21 protein-coding genes and 2 other annotated features are annotated in these 22,618 nt (G+C 46.2%); of the genes, 19 read left to right on the forward strand and 2 right to left on the reverse strand.

Annotated elements, in window-relative coordinates; translation table 11 throughout:
• The 8 genes from dnaI (at position 1) to G475_RS0111460 (ending at position 7,410) form a co-directional block, all read left to right on the forward strand.
• Positions 1-933: a primosomal protein DnaI gene (dnaI, locus tag G475_RS0111420; protein WP_026701423.1), complete on the forward strand. Its 933-nt coding sequence runs from the start codon at positions 1-3 to the stop codon at positions 931-933.
• A gap of 110 nt (positions 934-1,043) precedes the next feature.
• Complete coding sequence (gene mqnC, locus G475_RS0111425) at positions 1,044-2,153, forward strand: cyclic dehypoxanthinyl futalosine synthase (protein WP_026701424.1); 1,110 nt, start codon at positions 1,044-1,046, stop codon at positions 2,151-2,153.
• A gap of 292 nt (positions 2,154-2,445) precedes the next feature.
• Entirely contained in the window at positions 2,446-3,303 is an 858-nt protein-coding gene (gene ytxC, locus G475_RS0111430; RefSeq protein WP_026701425.1) for a sporulation protein YtxC, read from the forward strand.
• Between the two features lie 336 nt (positions 3,304-3,639).
• The gene (gene thrS, locus G475_RS0111440; RefSeq protein ID WP_026701426.1) at positions 3,640-5,583 is read left to right on the forward strand and encodes a threonine--tRNA ligase; all 1,944 of its coding nucleotides are present in this window, start codon (positions 3,640-3,642) and stop codon (positions 5,581-5,583) included.
• Between the two features lie 72 nt (positions 5,584-5,655).
• Positions 5,656-5,780: a sequence feature (ribosomal protein L20 leader region), on the forward strand.
• A 73-nt stretch (positions 5,781-5,853) separates the two neighbouring features.
• Entirely contained in the window at positions 5,854-6,366 is a 513-nt protein-coding gene (gene infC, locus G475_RS0111445; RefSeq protein ID WP_026701427.1) for a translation initiation factor IF-3, read from the forward strand.
• Positions 6,367-6,409: 43 nt separating this feature from the next.
• On the forward strand, positions 6,410-6,616 hold the full coding sequence (gene rpmI / locus G475_RS0111450) for a 50S ribosomal protein L35 (RefSeq protein WP_026701428.1): 207 nt from the start codon (positions 6,410-6,412) through the stop codon (positions 6,614-6,616).
• Positions 6,617-6,661: 45 nt separating this feature from the next.
• On the forward strand, positions 6,662-7,018 hold the full coding sequence (gene rplT, locus G475_RS0111455; protein ID WP_026701429.1) for a 50S ribosomal protein L20: 357 nt from the start codon (positions 6,662-6,664) through the stop codon (positions 7,016-7,018).
• A 122-nt stretch (positions 7,019-7,140) separates the two neighbouring features.
• A complete protein-coding gene (locus tag G475_RS0111460) occupies positions 7,141-7,410 on the forward strand; it encodes a DUF1294 domain-containing protein (RefSeq protein WP_026701430.1) in 270 nt (89 codons plus the stop codon).
• Here G475_RS0111460 and G475_RS0111465 read toward each other — a convergent pair.
• Positions 7,382-7,777, reverse strand: a complete 396-nt coding sequence (locus G475_RS0111465; RefSeq protein WP_026701431.1) for a hypothetical protein — start codon at positions 7,775-7,777, stop codon at positions 7,382-7,384. The two genes, G475_RS0111460 and G475_RS0111465, sit on opposite strands and share 29 nt — an antisense overlap.
• Positions 7,778-7,896: 119 nt before the next feature.
• Between G475_RS0111465 and G475_RS0111470 the strand changes: the two genes are divergently transcribed.
• On the forward strand, positions 7,897-8,376 hold the full coding sequence (locus tag G475_RS0111470; protein ID WP_026701432.1) for a dUTP diphosphatase: 480 nt from the start codon (positions 7,897-7,899) through the stop codon (positions 8,374-8,376).
• A 93-nt stretch (positions 8,377-8,469) separates the two neighbouring features.
• Entirely contained in the window at positions 8,470-9,531 is a 1,062-nt protein-coding gene (locus G475_RS0111475; protein ID WP_035711018.1) for a M42 family metallopeptidase, read from the forward strand.
• Between the two features lie 65 nt (positions 9,532-9,596).
• On the opposite strand, the gene sspI is transcribed toward G475_RS0111475, so the two are convergent.
• Positions 9,597-9,806: a small acid-soluble spore protein SspI gene (gene sspI, locus G475_RS0111480; RefSeq protein ID WP_026701434.1), complete on the reverse strand. Its 210-nt coding sequence runs from the start codon at positions 9,804-9,806 to the stop codon at positions 9,597-9,599.
• Between the two features lie 111 nt (positions 9,807-9,917).
• Between sspI and G475_RS0111485 the strand changes: the two genes are divergently transcribed.
• The 9 genes from G475_RS0111485 (at position 9,918) to G475_RS0111540 (ending at position 22,526) form a co-directional block, all read left to right on the forward strand.
• Positions 9,918-10,688 carry a TrmH family RNA methyltransferase gene (locus G475_RS0111485; RefSeq protein WP_407636201.1) on the forward strand — a complete coding sequence of 257 codons (771 nt, stop codon included), beginning with the start codon at positions 9,918-9,920 and terminating at the stop codon, positions 10,686-10,688.
• 62 nt (positions 10,689-10,750) lie between these two features.
• Positions 10,751-10,977: a binding site (T-box leader), on the forward strand.
• 175 nt (positions 10,978-11,152) lie between these two features.
• Entirely contained in the window at positions 11,153-12,187 is a 1,035-nt protein-coding gene (gene pheS, locus G475_RS0111500; protein WP_026701437.1) for a phenylalanine--tRNA ligase subunit alpha, read from the forward strand.
• A 12-nt stretch (positions 12,188-12,199) separates the two neighbouring features.
• A complete protein-coding gene (gene pheT / locus G475_RS0111505) occupies positions 12,200-14,623 on the forward strand; it encodes a phenylalanine--tRNA ligase subunit beta (protein WP_026701438.1) in 2,424 nt (807 codons plus the stop codon).
• Positions 14,624-14,879: 256 nt separating this feature from the next.
• Positions 14,880-15,143: a cell division protein ZapA gene (gene zapA / locus G475_RS0111510; protein ID WP_026701439.1), complete on the forward strand. Its 264-nt coding sequence runs from the start codon at positions 14,880-14,882 to the stop codon at positions 15,141-15,143.
• Between the two features lie 3 nt (positions 15,144-15,146).
• Positions 15,147-15,689 (forward strand): CvpA family protein, encoded by a 543-nt coding sequence (locus G475_RS0111515; RefSeq protein ID WP_026701440.1) that lies wholly within the window; start codon positions 15,147-15,149, stop codon positions 15,687-15,689.
• Positions 15,690-15,779: 90 nt separating this feature from the next.
• Positions 15,780-17,513: a DNA polymerase/3'-5' exonuclease PolX gene (gene polX, locus G475_RS0111520; RefSeq protein WP_026701441.1), complete on the forward strand. Its 1,734-nt coding sequence runs from the start codon at positions 15,780-15,782 to the stop codon at positions 17,511-17,513.
• Between the two features lie 33 nt (positions 17,514-17,546).
• Positions 17,547-19,904 (forward strand): endonuclease MutS2, encoded by a 2,358-nt coding sequence (locus G475_RS0111525; protein WP_026701442.1) that lies wholly within the window; start codon positions 17,547-17,549, stop codon positions 19,902-19,904.
• Positions 19,905-19,934: 30 nt separating this feature from the next.
• Complete coding sequence (locus tag G475_RS0111530; RefSeq protein WP_026701443.1) at positions 19,935-20,345, forward strand: DUF350 domain-containing protein; 411 nt, start codon at positions 19,935-19,937, stop codon at positions 20,343-20,345.
• 465 nt (positions 20,346-20,810) lie between these two features.
• Positions 20,811-22,526 (forward strand): AMP-binding protein, encoded by a 1,716-nt coding sequence (locus G475_RS0111540; protein ID WP_156911675.1) that lies wholly within the window; start codon positions 20,811-20,813, stop codon positions 22,524-22,526.
• Positions 22,527-22,618: the final 92 nt, after the last annotated feature.

Raw genomic sequence — 22,618 nt, forward strand, 5'->3', positions numbered from 1 at the left:
ATGGATTCCATCCGGTCGTCTTTAGACCAGTATATGAAAAATCAAAACTGGCGCCGCCGTTATGAAGAGCTGAAAGATGAAGTACTGGCTTATCCTAAAATCCAGTCGTTTCTACAGCATCATGAGGAGATCGAGGACACCCAGGTTGAGAACAACATGATGAAATTATTTGAATATAAACGGGAACGTGAAAACTGTGATGCCTGTCCCGGACTGGAGAATTGTCCGAATATGATGCAGGGGTTTCAGCCGGAACTTTATTCAGAAACAGGACAGATGACTGTACGATATCATCCGTGCCGGCTGAAACAGCAGGAAGACGAAAAGAGACGGCAGCAGTCCCTGATCAGAAGTATGTATATTCCAAAAGAAATATTAGAAGCTTCCTTTGACGACATAGATCAGGATCATGCGAGCCGGCTTTCCGCCAGTAATGCCTGTTTGAAGTTTGCCTTTGAAGCGGAACCGGGAGAAGATGCAACCGGGTTATATATTCATGGCAAATTTGGCGTCGGCAAGACATTTATGATTGGAGCGATTGCCAATGAATTAGTGGCCCGTGATATATCATCAATGATCGTCTATGTGCCCGACTTTTTCCGGGAAATGAAACAGGCGCTGTCGGATGGAACTGTGCAGGAAAAAATGGACGAAGTCAAGAACGCAGAAGTACTTATGCTGGATGACATTGGAGCGGAAACGACCTCCGCGTGGATACGGGACGACGTACTCGGAGTGATTCTGCATTACCGGCTGATGGAGAAGCTTCCCACGGTTTATACCTCTAATTATGACTACGACGATCTGGAAAACCATCTTTCGTATTCCCAGAAAGGCGGAATTGAAGAGTTGAAAGCAAAAAGGATTATGGAGCGGATCCGGCACATGACAAAGGAAATTTTTGTGGATGGAAAAAACCGGCGTGAAATGTAAAGATTTGCGAAAGATATCCCTCATGGTTTGATAAATATGGTAAACTGGACAAAAAGGCTAGTAAATCGTGAAAACCATGCATTTATTTTCAAAGGCTGGAGGTTTTTATAATGAGCATCGATCCGATTTTAAACAAAGCGTTAAACGGCGAACGCTTAACAACAGAGGACGCCGTGAAGCTGTATGAAAGTGATGAAGTGGAAAAAATCGGTGCAGCAGCGAATGAGATAACGAAGAAATGGCATCCGGAACCGGAAACGACATTTGTGATCGGCAGGAACGTGAACTATACCAACCTTTGCGATACATACTGCCGATTTTGTGCGTTTTACCGCAAGCCCGGTTCTTCGGAAGGATATGTACTGGATGATGAACAGATAATGGAAAAAATTCAGGAAACCCAGGATGTTGATGGTACGGAAATCCTTATGCAGGGAGGGACCAACCCGGATCTACCCTTCAGCTATTATACAAATCTGTTGAAGAAGATTAAGGAACGGTTCCCGAATATTACCATGCACTCCTTCTCTCCTTCAGAAATATTTAAAATGTCTGAGGTATCCGGTCTCTCCATAGAAGAAGTATTAAAAGAACTGCGGGAAGCAGGACTTGATTCGGTGCCGGGCGGCGGTGCAGAAATTTTAACAGAAAAAACCCGTCAGAAAGTAAGCCGTCTTAAATCGTCCTGGGAAGAATGGATCGAGTGCATGAAAACAGTGAAGAAAGTTGGAATGCATGGGACAGCTACTATGGTAATCGGACTCACGGAAACCTATGAAGAACGGGCTCTCCATCTGCAGCGTATCCGTGATGCTCAGGACGAGACAAACTGCTTTCTGGCGTTTATTTCCTGGACCTTCCAGCCGGGGAATAACGGAATGAAAGGGGAGATTATCTCCTCAGAAGGCTATTTGAAAAATGTTGCGATTTCACGGCTGTTCCTGGACAATATTCCAAACTTCCAGTCCTCCTGGGTCACAATGGGACCGGTGACCGGAAAGAAATCGCTTGACTTTGGCTGCAATGATTTTGGCAGCACCATGATGGAAGAAAATGTAGTATCGGCTGCAGGGACCACGCATAAAGTGAACACCAATGAAATTCTGCGGTTGATCCGTGAGACGGGCCGCACCCCAGTACAGCGTGATACAAAATACAATATCCTCCGTCGTTTCGACGGAGAAGCAACCGCAGAAAAAGATTTCGTTATGCAGAATTAAATAGGAGAGAGTGAATTCCGAACGATTTCTAGAAATCGTTCGGAAATTTTTTATCTTACAAATGGGATGGTCCCACCCCCCTTTCTTATTTGCAGGGAGTTAAACAAAAGACCGATGTACCTCGGGGACCCGGCGTCAGCGCGGGATACTTATTGAAAATTGCCTTAACAAAGAACATAAGACTCTCTCTTTTGTTTTTAGGCATGTTTTATCTTTTTTGTCCATACGTATAGTACAGAATGGATGATTCGAAAAGATTTCAACGATGCTGGAAGCAAGGGGGAATGGAAGATTGTTTTCCATTGATTTTGACTATGAATCGGATAGTGCCGTCGTATATCACATGTTTACTCAAGATCAGCAGGAATGGGAGCGGAAAGGAATTCCTGCTGGAGAGGTCTACAAACATAAAGCTAATGTTCACTGGGATTTTCAAGGCAGTGAAACGCAGTGGCAGGAAAGTCTGGTGCCTTATCTGGCTGCCAGTTTGAGTGATTATTTGGTGAACGAAAAAGAACTGAAATGGGTGAAAGATTACATTGAACATACGTTTTATTATAAGGACGAGGCTCCTGCCATTACAGATATTGCCCATTCTCTGCTTAATGGCGAACGTAACGAAGTTCCGGAAACAACGCTTCTCCAGAAACGTAAACATTTTATTTACCGGGAAATGGCTGAAGAAATTAAACACCATAAGAAAATTCAATGGCACCCGATGCTTACGTTTCGGTTTGGGACTTATTATCAACTCCTGGTAAAAGCAGCTTCTGCTGCCATTGATGAATATAAATGGGAGCAGGAATATCAGACTATCGTGGAAGGGTGCCGGCATTACCGGAAACATACGCGGCCGCTTCACTCGGAAGTCCATATTCTGCTTGAAGAGGAGCCGGTTTTCATCAATGAAGAAAAACAGGTGATCGACGAATGGACCCGCCTGCATTATTTAGAGCCGGAACTTGTTTTTGAAGATCAGCTTCCCTTTGAATATATGGTTATCAGTCCGGCTGTCAGTCTGTCTCCGGAGAAACTTTTTTTATATGCGGATGAAGAGGATGGCACGGTCCAGACCCTTGAAATGATCTTTCAGGAACATATGACACTGCTCCCAAAATCGGAATGGCCGCGCCGGAAAAAGAAGGGTTGATTTTTTTAAAAGGAATCTCTATAATGACATACATGAAAAACCATTACGATGAAAGCGATGAAGAAGGATATGGGAAATCCTGTCTTTCCAACAGAGAGAGAAGCCATGGCTGGAAGCTTCTAGTTAAGATTTGATTTCTTACCACCTTCGAGCAGCAGCGGGGAACGGATTGCTCCCAAGTAACCGCTGACGATAACCGGAATGTTACTCCGGACTTGAGATCAAGCTGGCTGTACAGTTTGAAACCAAGGGTGGAACCGCGTAAGTACTGCGCCCCTTTCTTTGAGGAAGGGGCGTTTTTTATGGTACATAAGATTATTTCAGGAGGAATGGCTCGTGGCAAATGAAGTGAATATTACATTTCCCGATGGTAATGTCAAAGCTTTTGAGGAAGGTATCACCACCGAAGACATTGCAGCCTCTATCAGCCCGGGGCTGAAAAAACAAGCACTTGCAGGCAAATGGAATGGAGAACAGATCGATCTTCGTACTCCTATTTATGCAGATGGTTCTATTGAAATTATTACAGTGAAACAGGAAGAAGGCCTCGAGATTCTCCGGCACAGTACCGCTCATTTGATGGCTCAGGCGGTAAAGCGGCTGTTCAGTGATGTGAAACTCGGGGTTGGCCCGGTCATTGAAAACGGGTTTTACTATGACATCGATATGCCGCATCAGCTGACACCAGAGGATCTGCCGGTGATCGAAAAAGAAATGAAAAAAATTATCGATGAAAATCTTGAAGTGGTCCGGAAAGAAGTGAGCCGGGAAGAAGCAAAACGGATGTACCGTGAGATCGGCGATTATTTAAAACTGGAATTGATTGATGACATCCCAGAAGGAGAGCCGGTTTCTATTTACGAGCAGGGCGAATTTTTCGACCTCTGCCGCGGCGTTCATGTTCCGAATACAGCAAAATTAAAAACATTTAAGCTGATGAGTATTTCAGGGGCCTACTGGCGCGGAGACAGCAATAATAAAATGCTCCAGCGGATTTATGGCACCGCTTTTGAAAAACAATCTGAACTGGAAGACTATCTAAAGCGGCTGGAGGAAGCGAAAGAACGTGATCACCGAAAGCTGGGGAAAGAACTTGATATTTTCACCGTTAATCAAAAAGTTGGACAAGGCCTTCCGCTCTGGCTGCCAAAAGGGGCAACGATCCGACGGACGATTGAGCGCTACATTGTTGATATGGAAGAACGGCTCGGGTATGAGCATGTCTATACTCCAGTGCTTGGAAGCTCTGAACTTTATAAAACGTCGGGGCACTGGGGCCATTATCAGGATGACATGTTCCCGCCGATGGAAATGGACAATGAAACCCTTGTTATCCGTCCAATGAACTGTCCTCATCATATGATGGTATTTAAAAACGAACTGCACAGTTACCGTGATCTGCCGGTCCGTATCGCAGAACTCGGTATGATGCACCGTTATGAGAAATCCGGAGCCCTTGCCGGACTGCAGCGGGTGCGTGCCATGACACTGAATGACGCCCATATTTTTGCTCGGCCGGATCAATTGAAAGAAGAATTTATCCGTGTTGTTGAACTTGTGCAGCATGTGTATAAAGATTTCGGCCTGAATGATTATTATTTCCGGCTTTCCTACCGTGATCCAGAGGATAAAGAAAAATATGTAGACAATGATGAAATGTGGGAGAAAGCTCAGGCGATGCTGAAAGAAGCCATGGACGGCATGGGCGTTGATTACGTAGAAGCAGAAGGGGAAGCAGCATTTTACGGCCCAAAATTGGATGTCCAGGTAAAAACAGCACTTGGCAAAGACGAAACATTGTCCACGGTGCAGCTTGATTTCCATATGCCCGATCGGTTTGATTTAACGTATATCGGCCAGGACGGGCAGGAACATCGGCCGGTCGTTATCCATCGCGGTATTGTCTCGACCATGGAACGTTTTATCGCCTTTTTGCTGGAAGAATATAAAGGGGCTCTGCCGACTTGGCTCGCACCTGTCCAGGCAAAAGTAATCCCTGTTTCTGCTGAAGTTCATCTCGATTATGCCAAAAAAGTTGAAGATGAGCTTCGTAGAGCAGGTGTGCGTGTGGAAGTAGATACCCGTGATGAGAAAATCGGTTACAAAATCCGCGAAGCCCAGACAAAAAAGATTCCTTATATGCTCGTCCTCGGCGACCGTGAAATCGAAGCAGGAGCGGTGAACGTCCGCCGCTACGGCCAGCAGGATTCTGAATCGATCCAGCTGGAAGAGTTTGTACAGCGGATCAAAGAGGAAATCGACAACCGCCGGCTTGATTAGGGGCTGTAAAAAACGTTGTTGACAGTATCTTTTCCGTATGGTATCGTGAATAAGTGTTTGAACAACCGAAACCAAAGCAAGCAGAAGCGCCCGCTTCTCACCTGACTGACGCATGAAGCTGTTGGCAGGTTATGGTAATTTCCAGAGAACAAACAGTGGGCGCAGTGTGTAAATTGCGCCTGCTTTTTTTATCTGCTGTATCAGAAGTGATACGCAACTGGCTGCTTTGATTCGTAATTTTTTTGGAGGTGGCACATTATTCGTAACGATATGAAAGTGAATGATGGAATCCGTGCACGTGAGGTACGCCTCATTGATTCCAATGGCGAACAACTCGGGGTCAAATCGAAAAACGAAGCGTTGGATCTTGCCGAAAAGGCGGAACTTGATCTTGTACTGGTAGCTCCGAACGCGAAGCCTCCGGTTTGCCGTATTATGGACTACGGAAAGTACCGTTTCGAACAGCAGAAGAAAGAAAAAGAGGCCCGCAAGAAACAAAAGGTCATAAATGTGAAAGAAGTACGCTTAAGCCCGAATATTGAAGAACATGACTTTAATACAAAATTGCGGAATGCCCGTAAGTTTTTATCAAAAGGCGATAAGGTAAAAGCAGCGATTCGTTTCCGCGGGCGCATGATTACCCATTCGGATATTGGTAAAGAAGTGCTCGAACGGATGGCAAAAGAATGCGAAGATGTCGCCACAGTGGAAACGAAGCCGAAGATGGAAGGGCGGAGCATGTTTCTGATGCTTGCTCCTAAAGCGGAAAAAGAAAACAAGTAATTTGTTTAAACACGAATGTTAGTCTTTGAAGGAGGAACGACTTATGCCTAAAATGAAAAACCACAGCGGGGCAGCAAAACGCTTCAAAAAGACAGGAACCGGCAAATTAAAGCGCAGCCATGCTTTTACCAGCCACTTGTTCCGCAACAAGACAAAAGATCAGAAGAGACGTTTGGCGAAGTCCGCGCTGGTTGATAAAACCGACCATAAACGTATTGACACACTTCTTCCATATAAGAGAAGAAAGTAATCGAGCAGGGAACAGGAAGAAATGAAAATGAAGGAGGGATAGACGATGCCAAGAGTAAAAGGCGGTTATGTGGCTCGTCGTCGTCGAAATAAAGTTTTAAATTTAGCAAAAGGATACCAGGGGTCCCGTCATCGTTTGTTTAAAAACGCGCAGGAACAAGTGATGAAGTCGCTGCAATATGCGTATCGGGACCGCCGTCAGCGTAAACGCGATTTCCGCAGACTCTGGATTACCCGCATTAATGCGGCTGCCCGTCTGAATGGTCTTTCTTACAGCCGTTTGATGCACGGTCTGAAGCAGGCGGACATTAACATGAACCGGAAAATGCTGGCGGATTTGGCCGTGAATGATGAAAAAGGATTTGCAGAGCTTGCTGAAAAAGCAAAAGCTAATTTAAAATAATAAAAGGAATAAGCCCGGGCTCTCCCGGGCTTATTTTGCATGGATGATAATAAAGAAATTCATTGGATTCACGGATCACTCTGCAAGAGTTGAAGTGTTTCTAAAGGCAGGAGACGAGGGAAATGCCTTTATTTATTCTGTATTTGCTGGGTATTAATGCTGTGGCCTGGGCTGTAATGGGGTGGGATAAAAGAAAGGCACGGCAGCGGAAACGGCGTTTTCGTGAAAGAACGTTATGGATACTTGCCCTCCTTGGTGGAAGCATCGGAATACAGCTTGCCATGATGTCGTTTCATCACAAAACCCGTCATATTACCTTTAAGCTGGGTGTGCCGTTTCTTTTGGCGGTCCAGGGGGTTATCCTTATTCTTCTTTTTCAGTTTGAAGTATAAACTCCTTGATGGGACTTTTCCACTCTATTTCAGCATGGGGATACGTATGACGGATTTCCTGTTCGAGAAAAGTGAAATCTCTGAGCTGTAATCCCTGCAGGCGGTCTTTATTTTTAACCCAGATGGCAACCGAAATAATATCGAACGCCTTTTCTGTTGTACCAAGGTATTTTTCTCCTTCGAACATTACCCCTTTGTAAGTAATGAGGAAATTCTTCCGAACATTTTTCGGTTCGTCCAGAAAGTAAAAATTTTTCTTCTCATGAGCAAGTTCAAGCTTCCTTTTGGGATTTAGGATGTATTTTATAATCGCGTATATTAGAATTATCAAAGCAATGACTATGAGCGCACGAAGCAGCAGCGCCATCATTCATTCCTCCCCTGTGGAGTGTATTCGACAAAGACCTTTCTTGAATTATACTATACGGGACAAACATGTTGTTAGTTTCATTGTAATGGAAAATGAATGAGAAGGGAAAAGATAAAATGAAGCAATTATTTTCCATTCAGCGTCAGCTGGATGACCGAATACTCCGCCAGCACAGCCTGAACCGGGACGCGATTTATGCCGATAAAATGCTGGCTCTTCAGGTGGAAATCGGAGAATTAGCTAATGAGACCCGTTGTTTTAAATATTGGAGTAAAAAACCAGCCTCCGATCCCGAAGTCATTTTGGAAGAGTACGTGGATGGCCTGCATTTTATATTGTCGCTTGGTATTGACGGAGGCTGGGAAGACGTCCCGGAGCGTAAAACGAAAGCGGTTCCGACACTAACGGATCAGTTTCATTATATATATAATGCGGCAGCGGTCCTCCATAACGAATTTACGGAAGAACACTTTTTCATTCTATTTCAGGAGTATCTGGAACTAGGCCGTCTTCTCGGCTTTACAGAAAAAGAAATCGAAGCCTCCTATCTCCGTAAAAACAGCGCGAATCATCAGAGACAGGAAGAGGGATATTAGCTTCGTTTGTGTATCGAAATATTGGGCAATATAGTAAAATGAGGATGCATTACATAGTTAAAGGAGGAACGTATATTGGATCAAATAACGCAGATGTTAAAAGAACTGACGGATGCTAATGGTATCCCGGGGAATGAAAAAGAAGCCCGGGAGGTCATGAAAAAGCATATTTCGCCTTATGCAGATGAAGTGACCACGGACCATCTCGGCAGTCTGATCGCGAAGAAAACAGGGAAAGCCGGCGGTCCGAAAATTATGATGACCGGGCATCTCGACGAAATTGGTTTTATGATTACCCAGATCGATGACAAAGGATTTTTGAAGTTTCAGACGGTCGGCGGCTGGTGGAGCCAGGTGATGCTCGCCCAACGGGTGAATATTATGACTTCAAAAGGAAATATTACCGGCGTGATCGGTTCGAAACCACCTCACATTTTAACAGCGGAACAGCGTAAAAAAGCGGTGGAGATAAAGGATATGTTTATTGATATCGGTGCGTCCAGCAGAGAGGAGGCGGAAAGTTTCGGTGTCCGTCCTGGAGACTCTGTGGTCCCGGTTTGTGATTTTACCATCATGAATAATGAAAAATTGATGATGGCGAAAGCCTGGGATAACCGAATCGGCTGTGCCATTGCGATTGAAGCGATGAAACGACTGCAGAATGAGGAACATGCCAATGAAGTGTACGGAGTCGGCGCGGTTCAGGAGGAAGTCGGTTTACGCGGCGCAAAAACTTCCGCAGCCAAAATTGAACCTGATATCGGTTTTGCGGTAGATGTCGGAATTGCCGGGGATACTCCGGGAATCACCGAAAACGATGCGAAGGCTGAAATTGGCAAAGGTCCTCAGGTTCTTGTGTTTGACCGATCTATGGTATCTCATAAAGGCCTGCGGGACTTTGTTACCGAGACTGCGGAAAAGCATGAGATTCCTTTTCAATTTGACGCCATGAGCGGCGGGGCCACGGATGCCGGATCGATTCATTTGTCCGGTGAGGGAGTCCCCAGCTTAGCTATTACCGTACCAACCCGGTATATTCACACTCATGCGGCGATTCTCCACTGGGACGACTTTGAACATACGGTGCAGTTGTTTGTGGAAATAATTAAGGGACTGGATGCGGAAAAGGTAAAAGAAATCACCTATGATTCGTAAGCTCGAAAACGAATCAGGCTCCCGGCTATTCTCCGGCCGGGAGCTTGATTTGATTTGTACTGGTGTCATTGCTGTAGTCCATTCGAGATTTCACTGATAACCTGTTCCTTCTCTTCGTTGGAAGCTTGTTTCCAAAACACTTCAAATAGAACGCCAAGCCCGGGCAGCATTTTTTCTTCACCGCTTTGGACAGCATCCGTAATCGTAGCTTCCACTTCCTGTTCGCTGTGCCCGGAAACATTTTGGAGCACAGCAGAGCGGAGATTAAAAGACATCCTCATTCCCTCCCTTTTTTTGTGATAAAATAAGGATTAACTAACTGGTGTCGATAGGTTTAGTATGTCAAAGAGCATAAAATATATGTACTCGGCGAACAAGGGAAGGGAATGCCATTGAATCGAATTGACTCTGTAAAGAATCCGAAAGTGAAAAATGTAAAACGACTCGCAAAGCGCAAATTCAGGGAACGAGAACGACAGTTTGTCATTGAAGGCTGGCATCTTTTGAAAGAAGCGGCCAGCCATGATGTAGAAATCCAGGATGTATTTATTGAAGAGAACAGGGACGTTCCCCGGGATATGGAGGTGTCCGGCCTTCCTGTGTCGATGGTAACCGAACAGGTGATGAAAGAAATGAGCCAGATGGAGACACCACAGGGGATTGTGGCTATATGCCGGCTCCCGGAAAACGAAGAACAGAACGTTCAGCCGAAAGACCACTTTCTGCTGGTGGATCGGGTGCAGGATCCCGGAAACCTGGGGACCATGATCCGAACTGCTGATGCTGCTGGTGTTACGGCTGTTATACTGGGAGAAGGCACCGTGGATCCATATAATGATAAAGTGATACGTGCTACACAAGGTTCTTTGTTTCACCTCCCCGTCATCAAGGGAAAGCTGGAAGACTGGATGGAGATCTGCAGCACGCATAAAATCCCGGTATTCGGCACTTCTGCGGGAGTGGGGACCACCCATTCTGCCATTGCCGCGCAGAATGGTTTCGCCCTGCTTGTCGGCAATGAAGGAGCCGGAGTACAGGAAGCTCTGCTTGGAAAGACAGATCAGAATATTTATGTTCCTATTTATGGAAATGCGGAGTCCCTTAATGTTTCCGTGGCCACAGGCATTTTGCTGTACCATTTAAAACAGTCCGTTTAAGTCCTTGCATTCATTTTTATATTTTTTTATACTTAGTCCATACTATATTCGAACGAAATAGGAAAAAGGCTGTGAAGGAGAGCAGTAAACAAGAAACCGTCACACAGGGAGGGAGTGTCATCGACTGGAAGCATTCCCGTGATAGGCTTGTTGAATTCGCTCTGGAGCCGGCGCCGGAAAACGGAGACATTTTTCGTTAAGGTGTTCCGGGAGAACCGTTACCCAAAAATGAGTGAACCGCTGTCGTATGCGGTTAACAAGGGTGGTACCGCGGACCTTCGTCCCTTTTTGCAGAGGGAACGAAGGTTTTTTTATGAGAAAAAACGCGGGGGGAAGAAGGCATGCGAGTGTGACCCCGGCTTCATCACTCCCCGCTACAGCATGTTGAAGAGGGTCTGCCTGCAGCCCATACACGGAAAAGAAAAAATGTTTGCGGTTTTTTAAATAGTGAAGGAGGAATGGTCATGATTGATCGGCTTCAGGAACTTGGTAAAGAGGCAATACAAGAAATCAGGGACGCGGACTCGGTGAAAGCTCTCGAGAGCGTCCGTGTGAAATATTTAGGAAAAAAAGGCCCGATTACGGAGGTTCTCCGCGGAATGGGGCAGCTTTCCGAGGAAGAACGCCCGAAAGTCGGACAGAAAGCAAATGAAGTCCGGGAAGAGATTCAAAGCAAACTGGAAGAAAAGACCGCTGAATTGGAGGAAAAAGCACTTGAAGAAAAATTAAAAGCTGAAAGTGTGGATGTGACACTTCCAGGCAAAGAAGTAAAGCGCGGAGCAAGGCATCCGCTGACAGCGGTCGTAGAGGAAATTGAAGACATATTTGTCGGCCTTGGTTTTCAGGTAACAGAGGGTCCTGAAGTGGAAACGGATCTTTATAATTTCGAGAAACTGAATCTTCCGCCGGAACATCCGGCCCGGGATATGCAGGATTCGTTTTATGTTACCACAGACATGCTGCTCCGCACCCAGACCTCTCCGGTGCAGGCACGCACAATGGAAAAATACGAAGGACAGGGGCCTGTAAAAATTGTCTGTCCGGGGAAAGTGTACCGGCGTGATGACGATGATGCGACCCATTCTCATCAGTTTATGCAGATTGAAGGGCTTTATGTGGATCACAATGTGCGGATGAGTGATTTGAAAGGGGTACTCGAAGCGTTTGTTCAGAAATATTTTGGAGCCGACCGCAGTATCCGTTTGCGGCCAAGTTTTTTCCCTTTCACGGAGCCTTCGGTGGAAGTCGATGTTTCCTGCGGTATCTGTGGAGGACACGGCTGCCGACTCTGCAAACATACTGGCTGGATTGAAGTACTTGGCTCTGGAATGGTCCACCCGCGGGTTTTGGAAATGAGCGGTTTTGATCCGGACACATACAGCGGCTTTGCATTTGGAATGGGTGTGGAACGTTTTGCGATGTTGAAATACGGCATCGATGACATTCGTCACTTTTATACAAACGATATCCGGTTTCTAAATCAATTTAAACGGGTGTAAGGAGGCAGGAATATGTTAGTATCCTATCAATGGTTGAAGGATTATGTGGATATAGATGATATTGGAGTCGAAGAAACAGCAGAACGGCTGACCCGCGGCGGCGTTGAGGTGGATATGCTGCATCCCCGCAGTGAAGGTATTCAGAATGTGGTGGTCGGCTATGTAGAAGCGTGTGATCCTCACCCGGAAGCAGACAAGTTAAGGGTCTGCCGGGTCAACACCGGCGGGGAGACCGCGTCGATTGTCTGTGGAGCGCCGAATATAAAAGCCGGTCAGAAAGTAATTACAGCAAAACCCGGTGCCGTACTCCCAGGCGGCATGAAAATCGAAAAAACTACCCTGCGGGGGCAAGAATCGGAAGGGATGATCTGTTCTCTGCAGGAAATTGGCATCGAACAGAAGCTGGTTATGAAACAATTTATGGATGGCATTTATGTATTCCCGGAAAATGCCGAAACGGGGGGAGATGCCATAGAAGAGCTGGCTTTGCGCGATACGGTGCTTGAGCTGGACTTGACACCGAACCGTCCGGACTGCCTCAGCATGCTCGGGGTGGCCTATGAAATGGCAGCCCTTCTGGATCGGGACGTTATTCACCCGGAAACGGGTCATCAAGAAAACAGCGAATCAGCATCGGACTATATTTCGGTGCAGGTTGATGTGCCGGAGGATAATCCGTATTACGGTGCCAAAGTTGTGAAAAATATCGTGATCTCCGCCTCCCCGCAATGGATACAGAACCGCTTAACGGCGGCCGGCATTCGTCCCATTAATAACGTCGTCGATATTACCAACTATGTTTTAATGGAGTACGGACAGCCGCTGCATGCGTTTGACCTTGATAAACTCGGATCTTCTGAAATTGTCGTCCGCCGCGCACAAGACGGTGAGTCCATGACAACGCTGGATGAAGAGGAGCGGACGCTATCGTCTGAGCATATGGTTATTACAAATGGAAAAGAGCCGGCGGCTTTGGCCGGTGTTATGGGCGGTGCTTTTTCGGAAGTACAGGAGGATACGACAACGGTGCTTCTGGAGGCAGCCTATTTCAAGCCGGCCCGTGTTCGAAAAACTTCAAGAGAAACCGGCATTCGGAGTGAATCAAGCATACGCTTTGAAAAAGGAATCGATTCCGGCCGTGTGGAAGAAGCAGCAGAGCGAGCTGCTGCCCTGCTGGAGAAGTATGCAGGGGGAGAAGTGCTGCAGGGAACGGTCGAAGTGGATAACCGCCCGGCTGAAAACAAAAAGATTCAAACCAGCACGGCTCAATTAAATAGACTACTCGGTATGGAAATGTCTGCGGAGGAAGTCTTATCTATTTTCCGCCGTCTTCGACTCCCTGCCGTTGAAAATAATAGTGGAATCATGGTAGAAGTACCAACAAGGCGGCCTGATCTTGACATTGAAGTAGATCTTGCCGAGGAGGCAGCACGCCTCTATGGATACGAATACATTCCAACGACACTTCCAAAGGGTGTGACGACCCCCGGCTTTTTAACTGCCGATCAGCGTAAACGCCGGAGGATGCGCCGCTATTTGGAAAGGGCCGGCCTGCATGAAGCACTCACCTACACGTTGACATCACCTTCCCACAGCGGCCGTCTGCAGCTGCAGGAATTACCGGGTAAAGTGGAAGTCACCATGCCAATGAGTGAAGAGCGGAGTACGATGCGTACAAGCCTGCTTCCCCAGCTTCTTGATACGGTTCAATACAATCGTAACCGTCAAATCACAGATGCTGCTGTATTTGAAATGGGTTCCATTTTTATAGGAGAAGAAGGAAATACTCTCACAACGCAGCCTCAGGAAAAAAATGTCCTGGCCGCTGCAGTAACCGGATGGTGGGATGCCCACCTTTGGCAGGGAGAAAAAAAGAAAACGGATTTCTTTGTAGTCAAGGGTGTACTGGAAGGATTATTTGAGGAAATCGGTATTTTCGATCATATTGAGTTTATTCGTTCCGACCATAATGAGCTCCATCCCGGCCGAAGCGCGGATATTTATCTGGACGGTAAGTATGCAGGATTTCTTGGGCAAATGCATCCAAGTGTGGAAAAAGAGTGGGAGATTAAGGAAACATATGTGTTTCAGCTTGACGTCGATCTTCTGCTTACATTTGAAGCGGATCCCCTCTTTTATGAAACAGTGCCCCGCTACCCTGCAGTAACAAGAGATATCGCTCTGGTAGTAGAGGAGCAGGTGACAGCCGGCGAAGTCCGCCGCGTGATTGCTGAAGCCGGCGGCAGTCTGCTGCATCAGGTAACCTTGTTTGATGTTTATCAAGGGGAAAAGCTTGAGCCAGGCCAAAAATCTCTGGCATTTTCTCTCGTTTATCTTGACCCGGAACGCACATTAACGGATGAAGAAGTAGCAGAAACTCATAATCACGTACTTTCCGAGCTTCAGGAAAAAGTAAAGGCATCCCTGAGAAAATAAAGAAGGACCCATTACCGGGGCCGGCTGCCATGCGCAGCCGGTTCTTTTCTTAGGAAAAGGGAGTCAATAAAGTTTGATCATTATTTTCATGATTTTTAACAAGAAGCTATCTAAAGCAGAGTTTGAAAAATGCAAAAGAAGAGCAGTGTGATAAAAAGCAGATGGCGCTTGTTTCCGCATTAAAAACATTTCCAATCGATTATGATTCTGTTATTATTATGGATAGGTATTTTGCAGACGACAGGAGGTTTTTCCGTTGGATGACGGGAAGGAAAAGCAGCGCACGACGGTCACCATTTTTGGACGGCCTTATACGATTGTCGGGGACGAACCTCCCGAGCATGTCATGCATGTGGCGGAACACCTGGATCAGAAAATGCGGGAATTTAAGGAACACAACCCTTATCTGGATACGACCAAACTCGCTGTATTAACAGCGCTGAACATAACCGATGATTATATGAAATTAAAACAGTCATTAGAGAATCGTGAGCGAAATGAGAGAGAAGAGGAACGGTAACCCATGTTAAGTCTTTTGATTGTCCTGATATTAATTATTAGTTTTTTTATTGGGCTGCGAAGAGGTTTCATTTTGCAATTAATTCACTTAGTAAGTTTTTTCATTGCGCTGTATATTGCTTTTACCTTTTATCAGGAACTGGCCCAATATTTACGACTATGGCTTCCATACCCTGAGATCTCCAATGATGGAGATAACGTCGTGGAAATGATGGTGGCTTCTTTTGATTTAGAAGCGGTCTATTATAACGGTATTTCTTTTTTTCTATTGTTTTTTGCGGCAAAGATTTTGCTGCAGATTGTAGGGTCTATGCTCGATTTTGTGTCAAGGCTGCCAGTTCTGCGGATGGTGAACCGCTGGCTCGGTGGAGTGCTCGGACTTGTGGAGACATATTTGATTTTATTTGTCTTGCTTATTACAGCAGCGCTTATGCCGATTGAAGCCTTGCAGCAGGCTATTGATCAGTCGATGGCTGCGAAAATGATAATTAATGACACACCCTTTCTTTCCAGCTGGTTAAAAGACCTATGGCTGGAAGATATGTAAAGAAAAACTTCTCTTCCGTTGAGAAGTTTTTTCGTACGAGTTATACCAAAGAGTTGGCGCTTTGCGCTTTTCTTATAGGAGGAACGGGACATGAATAAAAAAGCTTTAATCAACGCGCTGGAATCCATTGCGGTATATATGGAAATAAGAGGGGAAAATACGTTTAAAGTATCAGCGTATAGAAAAGCAGCGCAGGCATTGGAACAGGACGAACGTTCTCTTTCTGAAATAGAAGATCCGGCCTCTTTAAATGGAATAGGAAAAGGCACAGCAGCTGTAATCGAAGAACTGCGGGACACGAATCAGTCGGAACTGCTGGAGTCTTTAAAGGAAGAAGTGCCTTCTGGTTTGGTGCCTCTTCTGGATTTACCAGGCCTTGGCGGAAAAAAAATTGCCAAGCTGTACCAGGAGCTTGGTGTCACGGATGCAGCCTCGCTGAAGAAAGCATGTGAAGCTGGACAGGTTCAACAACTATCAGGATTTGGAACGAAAACGGAAGAGAATATACTTGAGGCTTTAAAAGATATGGGGAATCGGCCGGAACGTCTGCCTATATCATTTATGCTGGAAGCAGCCGATATGTTTGAAAGGGAAATAGAAAACCAGGTAGATGTAGAGCATTGGGCAAGAGCCGGCAGCCTGCGCCGTATGGAAGAAACAGTGAAGGATCTGGATTATGTTATGGCGGTGCAAGACCCAGATCCTATCCGCGCGCAGTTAAAACAGATTTCTTATGTCTCGGATATCATTGCTGACGGACCGTCAAAGGTGTCACTGGAACTGGCCTTTTCCTATCCTGTCCAGGTGGATATCCGTTTAGTAGAGGAAGAGGCTTTTGCCACGGCACTGCATCATTTCACCGGTTCGAAGGAGCATAATGTCCATTTACGCCAAATAGCCAAAGCTCAGGGAGAAAGAATGAGTGAATATGGAATTGAAAATCTTGAAACCGGAGAAATTTCTACCTTTTCTTCTGAGAAAGATTTTTTCAGCCATTTCGATCTGCATTACATCCCGCCGGAAGCAAGACTGGGCCGTGATGAAACCGAATGGTTCCGTGAACCGTATGAAACGGTAAAACGTACAGATATCCGCGGGGATCTTCATATGCATACAACCTGGAGTGACGGCGCTCTATCTATTGAAGAGATGGCGGAAGAAGCACGCAGCCACGGGCATGAATGGATAGCCATTACGGATCATTCAAAATTCCTGCAGGTGGCCCATGGCTTAAATGAAGAAAGATTACTCCGGCAGATAGAAGAAGTACGACGCGTGAATGAAAAATATGACGATTTCACCGTGCTGGCCGGGATTGAAATGGATATCCGTCCTGATGGTACGCTGGATATTGAAGAAGATGTCCTTCGCCGGCTTGATGTAGTAATAGCATCGATCCATTCCTCTTTCTCCCAAAAGAGAGAAGAAATCATGAAACGCCTGGAAGCAGCTGTGGAAAGTCCGTATGTAAACGTCATAGCCCATCCGACCGGCCGTTTGATCGGAAGGAGAAGCGGTTATGATGCGGATGTGGATACATTAATCGAGAAAGCTGCGGCAAACGGCACGGCCCTGGAGTTGAACGCCAACCCAAACCGGCTTGATTTATCCGCGGAATGGCTCCGAAAAGCAAGAGAGGCAGGAACAACTATTGCTATTAATACAGATGCACACAGCCCGAAAATGCTGGGCCATATGGAAATCGGCACAGGTATTGCGAGAAAAGCACTGCTGCAGAAAGAACAGATTTTGAACACACGGAATGTAGACGGACTCCTTCCGTTTTTACAGGAAAAACGGAAGACAGAAGACCGGCAAGGATGATTGGACAGCAAGTTTTTTGAAAGGATGACAGGCATGAATGCACGAGTACTCCGTGTGCTGGAATATGACAAAATGAAAGAACAGCTGAAGGAACATGTCGCGTCGTCTCTCGGGCGTAGAAAGACAGAGGCGCTTGAGCCGTATACGGATCTGGGAACGGCCAGACGGGAGCAGAAAAGAACGGAGGAAGGTGCAAAAGTCCTCCGCCTGAAAGGACAGGCTCCACTAGGCGGCATTACTGATATTAACGCTCATCTGAAACGGGCCCAGATCGGTGGAACCTTACATGCCGGGGAACTCCTGGAAATAGCAGATACCATTTATGGCGGCCGCCGGATCAAGACATTTATTGAAACGATGGTGGAAGAAGAGGTAGACCTGCCGCAGCTTGCAGAGCTGACAGCCCCGATCACGCCATTAACCGATTTGGAACGAGAGATTAAACAATCCATTGATGAGCATGGGGGAGTTCTTGACTCCGCCACCCCTGCTCTGCGCAGCATCCGCCAAAAAATCCGCGGCACAGAAGCGGAGATCCGCTCCAAGCTGGAACAACTGACCAGATCGTCCGGGCAGCAGAAGAAGTTATCCGATGCTATTGTTACCATCCGGAATGATCGTTATGTCGTACCGGTAAAACAGGAATACCGTTCTTCCTTTGGTGGAATTGTGCATGATCAGTCGGCTTCCGGTGCTACGCTGTTCATTGAACCTCAGTCTGTTGTGACGATGAATAATCAATTAAATGAAGTACGTGGACAGGAAAGACAGGAAATAGAACGTATTTTAAAAGAACTTTCCGGAAAGGTACAGGACGCCGTGGAAGAACTGCTGGAGAATGTACATTACCTGGCGGAACTGGATTTTCTTTTTACGAAATCTTATTATGCCAAAGCGTTAAAAGCAACTCAACCCCGCTTGAATGGAGAAGGACGTCTTCATTTTAAACAGGCCAAGCATCCACTTCTGCCTGAAAAAGAAGTAGTTCCAATAGATGTAGAGCTGGGAAACACCTTCTCTTCCCTTGTTATTACCGGCCCGAATACAGGCGGCAAAACGGTCACACTAAAAACGGCAGGACTTCTGACGTTAATGGCTCAGTCCGGATTGTTTCTGCCGGTGGAAGAGGACTCCGAGGCAGCCGTATTTGCAGCCGTATTTGCCGATATAGGCGACGAACAGTCGATTGAGCAAAGTTTAAGTACCTTTTCCTCGCACATGACAAATATCGTGGACATTTTAGAAAAAGTCGACGACGAAAGTCTTGTTTTATTTGATGAAATCGGAGCCGGTACAGATCCGACCGAAGGGGCTGCACTCGCGGTATCTATACTGGATTACGTGTATGACAGAGGGGCAAAACTGGTCGCCACGACTCACTTCAGCGAACTGAAAGGCTATGCCTATAATCGAGAAGGAGTGATGAACGCCAGTGTCGAGTTCGATGTGGAGACGCTTCGGCCGACATACCGTCTGTTGACCGGCATTCCCGGCCGGAGTAATGCGTTTGCCATATCACGAAGACTCGGCCTGGATGAATCCATTATAGAAGCTGCTGAATCGGAAGTGAATGCCGATGCCCGCCAAGTCGAAAATATGATCACCTCCCTGGAAGAAAGACAGCGGGAGGCTGAAACGGAATGGGAAGAAGCACGAAAAACACGGGAGGAAGCAGATCAACTGCATCGTGAACTGGAACAAAACTTGAAGGAACTGGATCAGAAAAAACAGGATGTACTGGCTTCAGCCGAAGATAAAGCGCAGAAAGAACTGGAAAAAGCGCGCTCAGAAGCAGACGCTGTGATTCAAGATCTACGGGAACTGCAAAAGCAGGGGCATCACGTAAAAGAACATGAACTGATTGATGCAAAAAAACGAATGGACCAAGCGGAGCCCGATTTAAAAAAACGCCAAGAGAAACTGAAGAAACAGGCAGAGAAAGAGAAAACGTTTGAACCGGGAGATGAGGTAAAGGTCCTCAGCTTCGGCCAGCAGGGGCAGGTGCTCGAAAAAACAGGGAGCAAGGAATACCGGGTCCAGCTGGGTATTATGAAAGTAAATGTTAAAGCAGACGACATGGAAAAAATGAAAACAGAACCTGTGAAACAACCGATACGGCCGATGGCGAAGGTCTCTGCGAATTCATCCGTGAAGCCCGAACTGGATTTGCGCGGGGTGCGTTATGAAGATGCGATGAGAGAAGTAGAAAAGTATCTTGACGATGCCGTGCTGGCCGGATACCCTCAGGTTCATATCATTCATGGGAAAGGAACCGGAGCACTGAGAAAAGGAGTGAAAGAACTCCTGAAAAAGCATCCGAGTGTGGCTGAGACTCGGGATGGCGGTATGAATGAAGGCGGGATCGGCAATACTGTAGCCCGTCTGAAATGAGCAGGGATGTAGGAAGAGGGAGGCGCAGAAATGGAAACTCTGATGCAGAATCCATTTGTAGAGACTGCTGCCAATTTCAGTGTGGCAGTTCTCTCATTGATTGTATTTTTGGCCGTGTTTGAAACCATTACGTCCTATAAAAACTGGGAAGAAATTAAAAAAGGAAATATTGCTGTGGCGCTGGCTACCGGAGGAAAACTATTTGGAGTCGCCAACATTTTTCATTTTTCGATTGAGCACAATGACGCTATTTTAACGATGGTCCTTTGGGGGGCCTACGGATTTGTTCTGCTTGTTTTCAGTTATGTCATGTTTGAGTTTTTGACGCCAATGTTTAAAGTGGATGATGAAATAGCAGCGGATAATCGTGCGGTCGGCCTGATTTCCTTTATTATTTCTACAGGGATGTCCTTTGTTATAGGGGCCGGGATTTTAGCATAGCCTGAAAGATGGGAGAGAAACACGGTGGAACGATTAGCCAAAATTTTAATCTTATGCTGCATCATTTTTATATTATCTGGAGCTGTGTATTTATTGTTTTTTTCTTGAAAATCAGGGATTCTTCCAAAAATCCCCGTACTGCCGGCATTTCAACGGGAGGGGAAAGCATCCGCCTGGAGCGGATGTATTGTAAAACCAGGCCATTCCAGCGGTGTGGGACAAAAAAGTATAAATAAAAACCCGAACATTCCGCAGTATGTATAAAATAAGCAACGAATAAGCGCAGTATTTTGACGTAGCGTAGGATGGGTTGCACAAAAAATTCCGAACGATTTATGGAATAATCGTTCGGAATCTTTTATTTCTCCAATAGAAGAACCTTTATTGAAGCGGGCGCCTTGCGCATTTCTTCATATGTTTCTCCATGTTCTATTATGCAAGCGGTGGCATTAAAATGGTAGTAGGATGAAAAGGAGGTTGGTACGGGTGTCAGAAAAAAAGTGGCTTTCCCACTATCCAGACCAGATCCCTGCTTCTTTGCCGTATGAAAAAAGGACGCTGCCATCGTATTTGGCCGAGGCGTCACGCACGTGTCCTGCAAAGCCAGCTCTTTATTTTATGGGGAAAACGATGACGTATAAAGAATTGTACAATGAAGCGGTTCGGCTGGCAAACCAACTCGAAGCTCTCGGGGTGCAGCAAGGAGACCGGGTGGCAATCATGCTGCCTAACACTCCACAGGCTGTTATCTGTTATTATGGGTCTCTATTGGCAGGAGCAGTGGTGGTACAGACGAATCCTCTTTATGTGGAAAAGGAAATAGAACATCAGCTGCACGATTCCGGTGCTAAAGTGATGATTTGTCTTGATATTCTATTTCCGAGAGTCGAAAGGATATGGAAGCAGAGTCCGCTCGAACAGGTGATTGTCACAAGTATAAAAGACTACCTCCCCTTTCCAAAAAGGATCCTTTATCCGCTTGTTCAGAAAAAGAAGGGTGCCGGGAAAGCCTCTATTCCCTATACAGACTATACCCACCGTTTCACCAATCTTCTTGAAAATGCTGATTTGAGACTTCCTGATGTTTCTGTTGACCCGGAGAAAGACCTCGCTCTCCTGCAGTACACTGGAGGAACAACCGGCCCGGCTAAAGGAGTCATGCTGACGCATTATAATCTTGTCGCGAACACAATTCAGGCTGGAGCATGGATGTACCGCATGCGGGAAGGGGAAGAAACAACGCTCGCCGCTTTACCTTTTTTCCACGTCTATGGAATGACAGTAGTCATGAATTTTTCGATCATGTATCAGGCGAAAATGATTATTCTCCCCAAATTTTCCCCTATCCCAGCCCTGAAGGCCATTCATAAACACCGCGTCACTCTTTTTCCTGGCACACCTACAATGTATATAGGGCTGATCCATGAACCTTCCTTGAGAAATTACAAGGTCTCCTCTATTAAAGCATGTTTAAGCGGATCCGCACCGCTTCCGCTGGAGGTCCAGGAACGATTTGAAGCACTTTCCGGCGGGAGGCTGGTGGAAGGCTACGGGCTCACGGAAACATCTCCGGTAGTCATTTCCTCCCCAATCTGGGGAAAACGAAAACAGGGAAGTATCGGCCTTCCCTGGCCGGATACAGAAGTTTCCGTATTATCGCCCAAAACAGGTGAACCAGCGGCATCCGGGGAGATCGGAGAAATCATGGTCAAAGGCCCTCAGGTAATGAAGGGGTACTGGAACCAGCCGGAAGAAACGGCTTCTGTTTTTCAGGACGGATGGCTGCTAACCGGCGATATGGGGTATCAGGATGAGGATGGTTATTTTTACATTGTCGACCGCAAGAAAGATATGATAATAGCCGGAGGCTTTAATATCTACCCGCGTGAAATAGAGGAAGTATTGTATGAGCACGCCGCTATTCAGGAGGCAGCGGTAATCGGCATACCTGATCACTACCGGGGGGAAACAGTGAAAGCTTTCATCGTGTTAAAAGAAAATCAGCGTTTGAGCGCAGAAGAAGTAGAAATGTTCTGCCGCAAACATCTGGCCGCTTATAAAGTACCAACACATTATGAATTTAAACAAGAACTTCCGAAAACAATGGTAGGAAAAGTACTGCGCCGGGTTCTGGCAGAAGAAGAGATGCGAAAAGCAGAGGACGAGGAGACGGCTCGTTGATAAAACTAAAGATAGACCTCGCTCAAAAAAGTTATATCATCTTAATGAAAACGCTTTAAAAATGAATGGTTATTCATTATAATAGGAGCGAG

The organism is Salibacterium aidingense DSM 18341, assembly GCF_000429685.1.
In the GTDB taxonomy this organism is placed as follows: Bacteria; Bacillota; Bacilli; order Bacillales; family Marinococcaceae; genus Salibacterium; species Salibacterium aidingense.

Coding starts and splice junctions, on each gene's coding strand:
- dnaI (WP_026701423.1), top strand. CDS start 1: ATGGATTCCATCCGGTCGTCTTTAGACCAGTATATGAAAAATCAAAAC.
- mqnC (WP_026701424.1), top strand. CDS start 1,044: ATGAGCATCGATCCGATTTTAAACAAAGCGTTAAACGGCGAACGCTTA.
- infC (WP_026701427.1), top strand. CDS start 5,854: ATGAAAGTGAATGATGGAATCCGTGCACGTGAGGTACGCCTCATTGAT.
- rpmI (WP_026701428.1), top strand. CDS start 6,410: ATGCCTAAAATGAAAAACCACAGCGGGGCAGCAAAACGCTTCAAAAAG.
- rplT (WP_026701429.1), top strand. CDS start 6,662: ATGCCAAGAGTAAAAGGCGGTTATGTGGCTCGTCGTCGTCGAAATAAA.
- G475_RS0111460 (WP_026701430.1), top strand. CDS start 7,141: ATGCCTTTATTTATTCTGTATTTGCTGGGTATTAATGCTGTGGCCTGG.
- G475_RS0111465 (WP_026701431.1), bottom strand. CDS start 7,777: ATGGCGCTGCTGCTTCGTGCGCTCATAGTCATTGCTTTGATAATTCTA.
- G475_RS0111470 (WP_026701432.1), top strand. CDS start 7,897: ATGAAGCAATTATTTTCCATTCAGCGTCAGCTGGATGACCGAATACTC.
- G475_RS0111475 (WP_035711018.1), top strand. CDS start 8,470: ATGTTAAAAGAACTGACGGATGCTAATGGTATCCCGGGGAATGAAAAA.
- sspI (WP_026701434.1), bottom strand. CDS start 9,806: ATGTCTTTTAATCTCCGCTCTGCTGTGCTCCAAAATGTTTCCGGGCAC.
- G475_RS0111485 (WP_407636201.1), top strand. CDS start 9,918: ATGCCATTGAATCGAATTGACTCTGTAAAGAATCCGAAAGTGAAAAAT.
- pheS (WP_026701437.1), top strand. CDS start 11,153: ATGATTGATCGGCTTCAGGAACTTGGTAAAGAGGCAATACAAGAAATC.
- pheT (WP_026701438.1), top strand. CDS start 12,200: ATGTTAGTATCCTATCAATGGTTGAAGGATTATGTGGATATAGATGAT.
- G475_RS0111515 (WP_026701440.1), top strand. CDS start 15,147: ATGTTAAGTCTTTTGATTGTCCTGATATTAATTATTAGTTTTTTTATT.
- polX (WP_026701441.1), top strand. CDS start 15,780: ATGAATAAAAAAGCTTTAATCAACGCGCTGGAATCCATTGCGGTATAT.
- G475_RS0111525 (WP_026701442.1), top strand. CDS start 17,547: ATGAATGCACGAGTACTCCGTGTGCTGGAATATGACAAAATGAAAGAA.
- G475_RS0111530 (WP_026701443.1), top strand. CDS start 19,935: ATGGAAACTCTGATGCAGAATCCATTTGTAGAGACTGCTGCCAATTTC.
- G475_RS0111540 (WP_156911675.1), top strand. CDS start 20,811: ATGAAAAGGAGGTTGGTACGGGTGTCAGAAAAAAAGTGGCTTTCCCAC.